Origin of the sequence: Streptomyces sp. 8K308 (assembly GCF_004348315.1) — a bacterium.
GTDB lineage: Bacteria > Actinomycetota > Actinomycetes > Streptomycetales > Streptomycetaceae > Streptomyces.
Genome location: NZ_SMKC01000193.1, coordinates 1 through 12,993, shown reverse-complemented (window position 1 = coordinate 12,993; position 12,993 = coordinate 1). Strand labels below are relative to the sequence as shown.

The 12,993-nt window shown below is 71.6% G+C and carries 8 protein-coding genes; 2 read left to right on the top strand and 6 right to left on the bottom strand.

All coding sequences use genetic code 11. The features are described from left to right. Positions 1-1,871 (bottom strand): acyl-CoA dehydrogenase family protein (locus E1265_RS23385; protein WP_132932967.1); only part of this gene is annotated, 1,871 nt, incomplete at its 3' end. Positions 1,872-2,131: 260 nt separating this feature from the next. Here E1265_RS23385 and E1265_RS23380 point away from each other — a divergent pair. Next, on the top strand, positions 2,132-3,190 hold the full coding sequence (locus E1265_RS23380) for a LacI family DNA-binding transcriptional regulator (protein WP_132932966.1): 1,059 nt from the start codon (positions 2,132-2,134) through the stop codon (positions 3,188-3,190). Between the two features lie 87 nt (positions 3,191-3,277). Here the strand turns inward: E1265_RS23380 and E1265_RS23375 are convergent, their stop codons facing one another. From E1265_RS23375 to E1265_RS23355, 5 genes are all read right to left on the bottom strand, one after another. After that, entirely contained in the window at positions 3,278-3,964 is a 687-nt protein-coding gene (locus E1265_RS23375; protein WP_243741047.1) for a hypothetical protein, read from the bottom strand. A gap of 80 nt (positions 3,965-4,044) precedes the next feature. Next, entirely contained in the window at positions 4,045-6,033 is a 1,989-nt protein-coding gene (locus E1265_RS23370; protein WP_132932964.1) for a beta-galactosidase, read from the bottom strand. A gap of 25 nt (positions 6,034-6,058) precedes the next feature. Then, complete coding sequence (locus E1265_RS23365; protein WP_132932963.1) at positions 6,059-7,000, bottom strand: carbohydrate ABC transporter permease; 942 nt, start codon at positions 6,998-7,000, stop codon at positions 6,059-6,061. Beyond that, complete coding sequence (locus E1265_RS23360) at positions 6,997-8,049, bottom strand: ABC transporter permease subunit (RefSeq protein ID WP_243741046.1); 1,053 nt, start codon at positions 8,047-8,049, stop codon at positions 6,997-6,999. The genes E1265_RS23365 and E1265_RS23360 overlap by 4 nt, the downstream gene beginning before the upstream one ends. A 26-nt stretch (positions 8,050-8,075) precedes the next feature. Next, positions 8,076-9,683 (bottom strand): extracellular solute-binding protein, encoded by a 1,608-nt coding sequence (locus E1265_RS23355; RefSeq protein ID WP_347877238.1) that lies wholly within the window; start codon positions 9,681-9,683, stop codon positions 8,076-8,078. Between the two features lie 381 nt (positions 9,684-10,064). Between E1265_RS23355 and E1265_RS23350 the strand changes: the two genes are divergently transcribed. Beyond that, positions 10,065-12,944 (top strand): glycoside hydrolase family 3 protein, encoded by a 2,880-nt coding sequence (locus tag E1265_RS23350; protein ID WP_243741045.1) that lies wholly within the window; start codon positions 10,065-10,067, stop codon positions 12,942-12,944. Positions 12,945-12,993: the final 49 nt, after the last annotated feature.

Genomic DNA, 12,993 nt, shown 5'->3' with positions numbered 1-12,993 from the left:
GTGGAGGGGCCCGGGGTGGTGTCGGCGATCCAGGGTCCGTCGGTGGTGGGGTCGAGGATGCCGTCCTCGAGCCAGCGGTAGTCGCCTTCGAGCAGCTGGCGGACCAGGGCTTGGTCGGCGGCGTCCGTGTTGTGCAGCATCTGGACGAAGAGGGCCTCGACGCGCTGGCGGGCCTGGCGGCAGAAGACGTCGGCGAGGCGGTAGGCCTCGCGGCCGTGGTCGTCCTCGTCGCGGAGGCGCTCGGCGTGCACGCAGGCGGCGGTCATCACGAAGAGCTCGGAGCCGATGTCGACGATGCGGGCCAGCACGCTCTGCTTGCTCTCCAGGCGGCCGCGCCAGCGGGACATGGCGTAGAAGGTCTCGCGGGCCAGCCGGCGGGCGGCGCGCTCCACGTAGCGGAGGTGGGCGGCCAGGTTGGGGTGCCTGGAAACGTGGAAGTCTCCGTAGGACAGCGGGAGTTGACCGCGCCCCACGACCAGGGACGGCAGCCAGCGGGCGTAGAATCGGCCGGCCGCGGTGAGGGCGCGGCGCTTCTCGGTGAGCGAGGAGTCGGGCTCGATCAGGCCGCCGGCGACCTTGAGGTGGGTGTCGACCGCCTCGCGGGCGATCAGCAGCCGCATGATCTCGCTCGACCCCTCGAAGATCCGGTAGATGCGGAGGTCGCGCAGCAGTTGCTCGGCCGGCACGCCGCGCTCGCCGCGGGCGACCAGGGAGTCCGCGGTTTCGAAGCCGCGGCCGCCGCGGATCTGGACCAGGTCGTCCGCCATCCGCCAGGCCATCTCGCTGCTGTAGAGCTTGGCGATGGCCGCCTCGATGCGGATGTCCCTGCCGCCCTCGTCGGCCAGCTCGCTGACCAGTTCGACGACGGCCTCCATGGCGAAGGTGGTGGCGGCGATGAACGAGAGCCGGGAGCCGATCGCCTCGTGCCGGGCGATCGGCTTGCCCCACTGGACCCTGGCCTGGGACCACTCCCGGCCGACCCGCAGGCACCACTTGCCGGCGGCGGCGGAGGTGGCGGGCATGGCGAGCCGTCCTGTGGTGAGGGTGGTGAGCGCGATCCGCAGCCCCTCACCCTCCTCGCCGATGCGGTTGACCGCCGGGACCCGGACCTGATGCAGCCGGGTGACGCCGTTCTCCAGGCCCCGCAGTCCCATGAACTCGTTGCGGTGCTCGACGGTGATGCCGGGCGAGTCGGCCTCGACGACGAAGGCGGTGATGCCGGCGTCGGGGACCTTGGCCATCACCACGAGCAGGTCGGCGACCACCCCGTTGGTGGTCCACAGCTTGACGCCGTCCAGCACGTAGGACTCGCCGTCCCGCTCGGCGGTGGCGGCGAGCCGGGCCGGGTCGGAGCCGACGTCGGGCTCCGTGAGGAGGAAGGCGGAGATCTCGCCCCTGGCGCAGCGGGGCAGGAAGGCGCGCTTCTGCTCCTCCGTGCCGAAGAGTTTCAGCGGCTCGGGCACGCCGATAGACTGGTGGGCGGAGAGCATCGCGCCGACGGCCGGGCTGGCGGAGCCGACCAGGGCGAGGGCCCGGTTGTAGTAGAGGTGGTTGAGGCCGATCCCGCCGTACTCGGAGGCGATCTTCATGCCGAAGGCGCCGATCTCGCGCAGCCCGGCGACCACCTCGTCCGGTACCCGGCCCTCGCGGTCGATCCGGGCGCCGTCGATCGCGTGCTCGCAGAAGGCGCGGAGCCGGTCGAGGTACTCCTGGCCGTACCGGGTGGCCTCGGGGTCGGGCGCGGGGCGCGGGTGGATCAGCTCGGGCCTGAAGCGGCCCAGGAAGAGTTCGCGGGCGAAGCTGGGGCCCCGCCACTCGCGCTGCCGCGCGCCCTCCGCCACCCGGCGGGCCTCGTCCTCGGAGACGGTCATGCTCGCTCACCTCGCCCTCGCCGTCGGCGGCGTCCTCGGAAGGTGCCATTCCGTTATGTACCCGATGGGCGCGGCCGCGTATCAGCCGACGCTCGTACAGAGGTCGGAATCGGCCGCCCGGAGGAGTGAGGGGAGGGGTCTCGACGGGGGCGTTGAAGCGCTTCGATACATCTATGGACACGGAGAGTTGAGCGGTCTATGGTCAACGCGATTGCACTGACATCCGCCGTCGAAGCGCTTCACACCACTGGGGAGGCCATATGGTCACTCTCGCCGAGGTCGCCCGGCACGCCGGCGTCTCAGCCAGCACGGTGAGTTACGTCCTCAGCGGAAAGCGGACCATTTCGGCCCGGACCAGGGAGCGCGTGGAACGCAGCATCCGGGAGCTCGGCTACCACCCGAACGCCGGGGCCAGGGCGCTCGCGAGCAGCAGGTCGAACATCATCGCCCTGATGATGCCGCTGCGCACCGACATGTACCTCCCGGTGATGATGGAGATCGCCATCGCGGTGGCCACCACGGCGCGCGAGCACGCGCACGACGTGCTGCTGCTGACCGGCCAGGAGGGCCCGGACGCGACCCGGCGGGTGGTCGGCAGCGGCCTGGCCGACGCCATGATCCTGATGGACGTGGAGCTGGAGGACGAGCGGCTACCGCTGGTGCGTGAGACCCGGCGGCCGGCCGTGCTGATCGGACTGCCCGCCGACACCGGCGAACTCACCTGCGTGGACCTGGACTTCGCGGAGACCGGGCGGCAGTGCGTGACCCATCTGGCGAGCCTCGGGCACCGGGAGATCGCGATGGTGGGCGAGGCGGCGGCCGTCTACGAGCGGCGCACCGGGTTCGCTGAGCGGACCATCCTCGGGGTGCGGGAGCGGGCCGCCGAGCTTGGCGTGCGGGTGCTGCACCGGCCGTGCGAGGGCAGCTACGAGTCGATGGCCGGCACGCTCTCCCGGATCTTCGACGAGCGTCCCGGCACCACGGCGATCATCGTGCAGAACGAGGCGGTGCTCGGCCCGATGCTGAGCCTGCTGCGCCAGCAGGGTCGGGCGGTGCCCGAGGACATCTCGGTGGTGGCCGTCTGCCCCGAGCAGGTCGCCACCCAGCAGTCGGTCGCGCTGACCTCGGTGGCCATCCCGGCCTTCGAGATGGGGCAGCGCGCCGTGGAGCTGGTGATGGCCAGGCTGCGGCCGGACGCCGTGCACACCCCGGCCGGCACGCACACCGAGCTGCTGCCGCCGACGCTGACCGTCCGGGCGAGCACCGGACCGGCGGCCGGCGTGCCCGTCTCCCACGCTCAGTCCAACGGCGCGCTGTGACGCTTGGCCGCGCCGCTGAGGCGGATGCCATACCCGATGCCGCCCAGCGGCGCGGAACCGCCGGGCGGCGCTCATGCGTTCACTCGCTCAGCTGAAGTTGACGTTGAACGAGTTGGTGGTGAAGTTCAGCCCGCCCGACGACGAGGTGATCTCGTAGCCGAACTGGACGTCGCCGATGGGCTCGTTCTGGGCCCACCAGCCACGGCCCGCGATCCACCGCAGGATCGGCAGGATGTCCACCGAGCCCGAGTAGGAGTTGCCGCCGACCCGCAGGAACGAGTAGACGTTGTTGGCACCGTTGCTGCCCCGGTAGACGTCCCAGGTGTGGCCGCCCGAGGTGACCCGGGTCTGGTACGAGCCCAGCGGGCCGACCGGGCCCGTCCAGTTCATCCAGAGCATGACCTCGTGGTCGTAGTCGGTGTCCCAGATGTCGTAGGCGGTGTTGTAGGCGCCGGAGGACGGGACGGTGACGTTGTACGAGCTGTTGAGCGAGTTCAGCTGGTTCAGCTGCCGGTTCACGACGCGCTTGGCGTTGGGGTAGGACTTGATGCCGCCGGTGTTGGGGTGGTTCGCCCAGACGCCCCACTGGCTGTAGCTGTTGGCCCAGATGCTCTGCGGACCGGGGCCGGAGCCCCAGATGTTGTTGTAGAGGGTGTACCCGCCGTTGTTCCAGGTGCCCCACTGGTCAGAGCTCTCCCAGGTTGCGGCGTGTGCCGAGGTGGCGGTGGTGAGGGTGAGGCCGAACGCCGCGAGCAGTGCGATCAGCGGCGTCACGACCCGGTTCAGGAAGAGCTTGCGTGCGGCTCGTATCACGGTGGTGCGTCTCCCTTCGGTGTGGGGGGACTGTGGGGGGTTCAGGACCGCAGCACGGCCACGCCGAGGCGGTCCATTCTCACTTCCTCCTGGTGGTGCGTGCCGGTCAGCAGGTCGGTGGCCGGCGCCGGCAAGCGCGCGGTCACCGGCTCCGGCCGGTGGTTGAGGAGGAAGAGCAGGGTGCCGCGCCTGACCGCCTCGACGCCCTCGGGGAGCCCGGCCAGCACGGGTGTCACGCCGGCGGTGGCGGCGGCCTCGGCCAACAGCTCGGCGAGCGCGTCGGGTTCGGGCAGCGTGGAGAGGTACCAGGCGGTGCCTGCGCCGTGCCGGGCGCGGGTGATGGCGGGCCGGCCGGCCAGCTCGCCCTCCGCGTAGGCGGCGACGGTCTGGGCGTCGGCGGGCGACAGGTCCTCGCTCCACAGACTGCCGGTGGTGCCGTCGCCGAGCCGGACCGTCGAACCGGCCGGCAGCGGGCACCACTCATGGACGACGTCCAGGCCGAGGACGCGGCGCAGCCTGGCGTCCACGCCGCCGTCGCGGACCCGGTCGTCGCCGTCGGCGACGCCGGTGAAGAAGCCGCAGACCAGGGTCCCGCCGCCGGCCACGAAGGCGGCGATGTTCTCCAGGGCGGCGTCCGTGAGCAGGTAGAGCTGCGGGATGGCGACCATCCGGTAGCGGCTCAGGTCGGACTCGGGGTGCGCGAGGTCGGTGGTCAGGTTGCGCCGCCACAGGGCGTGGTGCCAGGCGCCGAGCAGCGCCGCGTGGTCGAGTTCGGCGGACGGCCGGCCCGGCTGGCCGCTGGCCCACCAGGCCGACCAGTCGTGCAGGATGGCGATGTCGGCCGGCACGTCGGCGCCCACGACGGGGCTCAGCGCGTCGAGTTCGGCGCCGAGTTCGGCGATCCGGCGGAAGCCGCGGGAGCGCTCGCCGGCGTGCGGCAGCATGGCCGAGTGGAACTTCTCGCTGCCCTGCCGCGACTGCCGCCACTGGAAGAAGCACACCGCGTCGGCGCCACGGGCGACGGCCTGGAGCGACCAGAGCCGGGTGACGCCGGCCGGCTTGACCACGTTGACCGGCCGGAAGTTGACGGCGGACGCGGCCTGTTCCATCAGCATCCACGGGCCCCCGGCCTGGGAGCGGGTGAGGTCCTGGACGAGCGCGCCGTAGGCGGGCCCGGCCGGGTCGGCGAAGCCGGCGGCCGGTTCCGGGTAGATGTCGACGGAGACCACGTCCTCCTCGGCCGCCCAGCGCCAGCCGTCCTGGCCGGCGAAGAGCGGCATGAAGTTGGTGGTGACCGGCGTGCCCGGGCTGTGCGCGCGCACGATGTCGCGCTCGGCGGTGAAGCACTCGAGCAGCGCGTCGCTGGTGAAGCGGCGGAAGTCGAGGAGCTGCGCCGGGTTGTTGAGGTACTGGACGCGCCGGGGCGGGATGATCTCGTCCCACGCGTCGTAGCGCTGGCTCCAGAAGGCCGTGCCCCAGGCGTCGTTGAGGGCGTCCAGGGTGCCGTGCCGCTCCCGCAGCCAGCGCCGGAAGTGGCGGGCCGTCTCGTCGCACCAGCAGGCGGTGCAGTACTCGTTGTTGATGTGCCAGACGCGCAGCGCCGGGTGGTCGCCGTAGCGGGCGGCCAGGTCCTCGGTGATGCGCGCGGCGTGCTCGCGGTAGACCGGTGACGAGGCGCAGAACTGGTTCCGTGAGCCGTACCAGACGACCGCGCCGGTCTCGTCACGCGGCAGGGTCTCGGGGTGTCTGGCCCCGAGCCAGGGCGGCGGTGAGGCGGTCGGGGTCGCGAGCGCGACCCCGATGCCGGCGTCGTGTAGCAGCCCGAGGACGGTGTCGAGCCACTCGAAGTTCCGTGCGCCGGGGCGGGGTTCGATGGTGGCCCAGGAGAACACGCCGACGGTGGCCAGGTTGACGCCGGCCTCCTTCATCAGTCGGACGTCCTCCCGCCAGACCTCCGCCGGCCACTGCTCGGGGTTGTAGTCACCGCCGAACAGCAGCCGTCCGCGCGTCACATCATCGAGCCCCGCCATGGTGTCTCCTCGCCTCGGCGTGCCGTCAGCCCTTGATAGCACCGATCAACATGCCCTTCTTGAAGTGCCGCTGGACGAACGGGGAGAGCACGGCGACCGGCAGCAGGGCCAGGATCATGACGGCGGTCTGCACGGCGAGCGACGGGATCTGCCCGGTGCCGATCGCCTGCGACATGCCGGTCGGGCGTTCGCCGGAGATGACGATCAGCTGGAGCACGTTCTGCAGGGGCAGCCTGTCGTGGTCGGTGATGTAGATGAAGCCGGCGAACCAGTTGCCCCAGTACGCGACGGCGTAGAAGAGGGAGATGACGGCGAGCACCGCGCGGGACAGCGGCAGCACGACCTGCCAGAGGATGCGCAGGTCGCTGGCGCCGTCGATGCGGGCGCTGTCCATGATCTCCTGGCCGACGTTCATGAAGAACGCCCGCAGCACCAGGATGTTGAAGACGTTGACGGCCATCGGCAGGATCAGCGCCGCGTAGGTGTTCATCAGCCCCAGGCTCTGGATGAGCAGGTAGGTGGGGATGATGCCGGCGCCACCGAAGAACATGGTGGCCATCAGGGTGAACAGCAGGGTGCGGTGCCAGAGCGAGCCGAGTCTGGTGAGGCCGTAGGCGGCCAGGACCGAGACCGTCATGGAGAAGAGCGTGCCGACGACGGTCACCCCGATGGAGACCATCATGGCCCGGGAGACCTGGCCGCCGCTGAGCAGCTCACGGTAGGCGTCCAGGCTGATGCCCTGCGGCCAGACGACGAGGCCGCCGCTGCGCGAGATGGTCTCGGAGTCGGAGAGGGAGGTGACGAGGATGATCCAGAGGGGGAAGAGGATCGCCAGCAGGGCGATGGTGAGAATGGCTCCCTTGGCGGTGAGCCCGACCCTGGTGGGCCGCTCCTCCCAGGCCGGCCGTGTGCGCCTGCCGACCTCCTTCTCCTCGTCGTCATGGGTGAGGACGCTGGTGTCGCTCATCGCCGTGAATACACCCCCTGTTCGCCCATCGCGTGGGCGACTCGGTTGGCGGCAAGCACCAGGCCCACGCTGAAGATGCCCTTGACGACGCCGATGGCGGCGGCGTAGCTGAAGTCGCCGTTCTCGATGCCGCGGTTCCAGATATAGGTGTCGAGCACCTCGGAGGCGCCTGGTCCCACCGCGGTGCGCTGGATGAGGAACTGCTCACCGCCGATGGTGAGCATGTTGCCGACCTGGAGCACGAGCAGCAGCGCGATGACCGGCCGCAGCGCGGGCAACGTGACGTGCCACATGCGGCTCCAGCGGCCGGCGCCGTCGACCGCCGCCGACTCGTAGAGCTCGGTGTTGACGGTGGAGAGCGCGGCGAGGAAGACGATGATGCCCCAGCCGGCGTCCTTCCAGATCACCTGTGCGGTGATCAGCCACTTGAAGAAGCCGGGGTCGGTCATCAGGTCGAAGCTGTCGGCCCAGCCCCAGTCGCGCAGCAGTTGGGCGACCAGGCCGGCGCCGCCGAAGAGCTGCTGGAAGACGGTGATGACCAGCACCCAGGAGAAGAAGTGCGGCAGGTAGAGCACGGCCTGGGCCCAGGCCCGCACCTTGCTGTGCAGCACGCTGTTGATCAGCAGGGCCAACGCGATCGGGATGGGGAAATAGAGCAGCAGCTGAAGCCCGGAGAACATCACGGTGTTGCGCAGTGCTCGCCAGAAGTCCCGGTCCTCCAGCATGCGCTGGAAGTTCTCCATCCCGGTCCAGGCGCTGTTGGCCATGGAGTCGAAGAAGCCGTCGCCGGCGTAGGGGCTGAAGTACTGGAAGGCGATGGCGTTGCCGGCGATGGGAATGTACGCGAAGACCACCAGCAGCGCCACGGCGGGCAGCGTCATCAGGATCAGCGCGTAGTCGCGGCGCAGCTTGTGCCGGAATCGGATGCCGCCCGGCGGCGGGGTCGCGGCGCGGCGGCGCCTCCGGCCGGCCGGCGCCGACTTCGGCGGCGACGGACTGTCGCCGCCCTCCGTCGGCACCGGTGGGCGTGGGACCGTGCTCTGGGACACGGGAGCTCCTTCTCTCTGGCCGACGGTCAGGCGTCTTCTTCGTCCAGCAGCCGCTGGTAGAAGTCGCGCAGTTCGTCGCCGCCGTTGCGCCGCCAGTCGGCCACGGCGTTCTGCACGTCGCGGATGGACTGGCGGCCGCGGACCACGTCGTCCTCCAGGTCCTCGAAGCCGTCGTTGAGGTTGGCCAGCCGGGCGGGCTCCTGGATCTGCCGGCCGTAGAACAGCGGCTCCCGGGCGAAGCGCAGGTTGCGCTTCTGCCAGCCGGTCAGGTCCTCCACCATCTGGGGGGTGTCGGCCCAGGCGACGGTGCTCTGCGGAGTGGCGATGAAGGTGTAGGTCTCGGGCACCACCTCGACGTTGCCCTGGTCGGTGCGGGCTGGCAGGCCGTTCTCCACCGTGTAGTGGGTGCCCTCGATACCGAAGGTGCGCAGCCGGTTCTCCACGGTGCCGTAGGGCGCCGCGGTGTAGTTGGCGATCTGCAGCGCCTCGCGGATGCGGTCCTCGGAGAGGTCCCGGTTGATGAAGGTCCAGATGCCGGAGCCGTCGCCCAGGTAGACCACCGGGTCGTTGCCGTCGAGGCCGAAGTAGTCGAAGGCGTTCATCCGGAAGTCGGGGTTGACGGAGAGCTGCTCGACGATCATGTTGTGCCAGGCGCCGTCGCCGGTGAACATCATCACGGACTCGCCGGACGTGAACCGCCGGCTTTCGTCACCGGAGACGGCCACCGAGTCGGGGTGGACGAAGCCCTCCGCGAAGAGGCCGCGGGTCCACTCCAGGGCCTCCAGGTACTCGTCGGTCTCGTAGCGGTTGATCAGCCGGCCGTCGTCGCCGCGCGCCCAGTAGTTGGGCCGCTCGGGGAGCACGCCGAAGATGGTCCACGCGGTCCACTTGACGTTCGCCTCCAGGGCCCAGACCCGGTTGCCGGGCGAGGTGATCTCCCGGCAGAGGGCGACGAACTCCTCGGGGCTGGTGGGCGGCTCCCAGCCGTTGGCCTCGAAGATGTCCTGCCGGTAGTAGGGCAGCACGCCGCCGACGGGCGCGGCCGGCATCGGCAGGCCGCGCAGCGCGCCGCTGAAGACGGCCGGCTGCCAGGCGGTGGTGGGGATGGCTGCGAGGTTGGGGTAGTCGAGCACGGCGTCGCCGGAGAGGTAGGGGCCGAGGTCAGCGAAGCGGCTGGCGATGGCCTGCGGGATCTGACCGGTCAGCTCCCATCTCGGTATGCACACCAGGTCGGGAATGTCGCTGCCGGCGAGCACGGCGCCAAGCCGCTCCCCGTAGGTCTGGCCGTCCTGGGTCTGCCAGTTCATGCGGACGCCGATGGCCTCGTCCATGGCCGTCCAGAAGGCGTTGCCCGGGTCGGGCGGGGTGCCCCACAGCGGGGTCATGGCCGTGAACTCGCCGCCGTTGCCGAGGGGCTCGGGGACGGAGACACCGAGCTCTTCCTGCGGGATCCAGCGGGTGTAGCCGGGGCTGGAACCGTTCTCGGAGGGAATGTCCGGGTCGACCGCGACCTCGGAGGCCCGGTAGGTGGGCATCATCCGCTCCAGCTCGGAGAGGGAGGCGCGACCCTCCTGGCCACCGCCGCCACCGCCTCCGCCGCCACCGCACGCGGAGAGCAGGGGCACGCCACCCATGGTCGCCGCGGCGGCGATCGCCGAGGACGCGAGAAAGTTTCTCCGGCTGGGTCCGGGGCGGGAGTTTGACATGCTCGTCAACCCTTCGTGGCTCTGCTTCGTCGCAAGACCGTGGCGCGGGATGGTCGAAGCGCTTCGATGTTGCGCTGAGGTTAAGACCCCCCAAGTGGCCGCACAAGCCCTGCTTCACAAGAAAATTCGGCGGGCCTTCGAAGCTGGTCAGCTCGGCTGGGCCCGCAGAGATCAAGGATGCGAAGGAGATGGCGAGTCGTTGTTGAAGAGGCTCTTGACAGACCGACGCCGCGAAACTCAGCATCGAAGCGCTTCGAAAGCGGTCGCGCTCCCGTGACCGTGACCGTGAGGGAACCAGGGGACCCAGAAGTGACAGACGGACCACCGCCGTTCCGCGATCCGGCCCTGAGCGTCGCCGAGCGCGTCGCCGACCTGCTCGGCCGGCTGACCCTCGACGAACGTCTCGCGATGCTGCACCAGTTCGCACCCGCCGTGCCCAGGCTCGGCCTGCCCGCGTTCCGCACCGGTCAGGAGGCCCTGCACGGGGTGGCCTGGATGGGCAAGGCGACGGTCTTCCCGCAGGCCGTGGGGCTCGGCGCCACCTGGGACGACGAGCTGGTGCGCGCCGTCGGCGAGGCGACCGGGCGCGAGGTCCGCGCCAAGCGCGCGTCCGACGAACGGGTGGGGCTCAACGTCTGGTCGCCCACCGTCAACCTGCTGCGCCACCCGCTGTGGGGCCGCAACGAGGAGGGCTACGCCGAGGACTCGGCGCTGACAGCCGCCCTCGCCACCGCCTACACTCGCGGCCTGCGCGGCGACCACCCCGACTACTGGCGCACGGCGCCGGTACTCAAGCACTGGCTGGCCCACAACCACGAGGAGCGCCGCGACACCGCCTCCACCTCGGTGCGGCCCCGGGTGCTGCACGAGTACGAGCTCCCCGCCTTCCGGGGCCCGGTGGCCGCCGGCGCCGTGGCCGGCGTGATGCCCGCCTACAACCTGGTCAACGGCCGTCCCAACCACCTTTCGCCGCTGCTCGCCGACGAGCTGCGCACCTGGACGGACCTGCCGCTCGTGGTGTGCTCGGACGCCAGCGCGCCCAGCAACATCGCCGGCTCCCAGGGCTACCTCCCGGACCACGAGCGGGGGCTGGCCGCCGCGCTGCGCGCCGGCGTCGACAGCTTCACCGACCACGGCGAGGACGCGGCGCCCACGGTGGCCAGGCTCACCGAGGCGCTGCGCCGCGGGCTGATCACCGAGGCCGACGTGGACCGGGCCGTGGGCCGGCTGCTCGGCATGCGGTTCCGGCTCGGCGAGTTCGACCCCGAGCTCGACCCGCACGTCGCGGACGCGGCGTTCGACACGCCGGAACACCGCGAACTGGCGCTGCGGGCCGCAGAGAAGGCCGTGGTGCTGCTCAAGAACGACGGGCTGCTGCCGCTCGCCCCTGGCACCCGGGTGGCGGTGGTCGGCCCGCTGGCCGACGAGGTCAAGCTCGACTGGTACAGCGGCTCGCTGCTGCGCCGCAGCAGCCCGCTCGACGGGCTGCGCGCCCATCCGGCCGCCGCCGGCGTCGAGTTCGCGGACGGCGCCGACGTGGTGCGGCTGCGCACCGCGCACGGCCACGTGCGGGTCCCCGAGGACGGCGAGGCGGCGAGCGGGCCGACGGAGGCCGCCGCCCTCGACCCGGCGCTGCTGCGCGGCCGCACCGACCTGCCGCCGCTGACCGGCGACGCCGCGCCCGCGGACGCCACGGAGTTGCGCCTCGTCGACTGGGGCCACGGCGTGCTGACGCTGTGCGCCCCCGGTGGTGGCTACCTCTCCGTCGCGGACGACGGCCTGGTGCGGGCCTCCGCCGCACAGCCAGGCGGCTGGGTCGTCCAGGAGACTTTCGCCTTGGAGCCGCACGGCGGAGGCCACCTCCTGCGGCATCTGGGTACCGGCAACCATGTGTGTGTCGCCGCCGGGCGGCTGAAGGTTGCCGCCGAGGGCGAGGCGGGCGACGTCTTCTTCGTGGAGACCGTCGAACGCGGCGAGGACGCGGTGGCCGCTGCCGCCGCCCGCGCCGACGTGGTGCTCGTGGTGGCCGGCAACGACCCGCACATCAACGGCCGGGAGACCGAGGACCGGCGCACCCTGGCCCTGCCGCCCCAACAGGACCGGCTGTGGCGGGCCGCGCACGCCGCCAACCCGCGCACCGCGCTGGTGCTGGTCTCCTCCTACCCCTACGCGGTGCCGGACGCGGACGCCACGCTGCCGGCGCTGCTGTGGACCGCGCACGGCGGCCAGTCGGCCGGCGAGGCGCTGTCCCGGGTCGTGTTCGGGGACGTCTCGCCGGCCGGCCGTCTTCCGCAGACCTGGTACGCGGACGACGCCGAGCTGCCGGGCATCCTCGACTACGACCTGATCGCGGCGCGCGCCACCTACCTCTACTATGACGGCACGCCCCTCTACCCGTTCGGCCACGGTCTGTCGTACACCACGTTTGACCACGCCGACCTCGCGGTCACCGCCACCGAGGAGACGCTGACCGCCGAGGTCACCGTCACCAACACGGGGGCGGTCGCGGCCGACGAGGTGGTGCAGCTCTACGCCGCGGCGCTCGAACCAAGCGTGCCTCGCCCGCACCAGTGGCTCATCGCCCACCGCAGGGTCACGCTCGCGCCGGGCGAGAGCCGGCGGCTCACGTTCGCGGTGCCGGCGCGCTCCGCGCTGGGCTTCTGGGACGTCGCGCACGGCCGCTGGGCGGTCGAGCCGGGCGCTTACGCGGTGCGGGTCGGCGCGTCGAGCCGGGACATCCGGCAGGCCGCGACCGTGAAGGTGGCCGGGGAACCGGTCGGCCCACGGCAGGTCAGGCGCGCCGGCCTTGCCGCCGTCGACTACGACGAGAGCGAGGGCGTCCAGATCGTCGACCGCGATCCGGTGGCCGGCGACGCGGTGGCCACCCCGGACGACGGCACGGAGGCGCTGCTCCGCTTCCGCGCCTGCGACTTCGGTCCCGCGGGCGCCGAAGGCGCCGGCACGGGGCGGGTGCGGCTGCTGGCCTCCCGCGAGGAGCCGGGCGAGGGCCGGGTCGAGCTGCGGGTGCCCGCCCTCGACCTGCGCCTCTCACTCGCCGTGCCGTCCACCGGTGACCGGTACGCCTACGCGGCGGTGACCGCCGAACTCCCGGCGCCGCTGCGCGGGGCGCACGACGTGGAGCTGGAACTGCACGGGCCGCTGCGGCTGGACCGCGTCGAGTTCGACTGACGCCCCGAGCGACGGTACGGCGCGGCGGCGTTTCTCCCCCACCCACCCT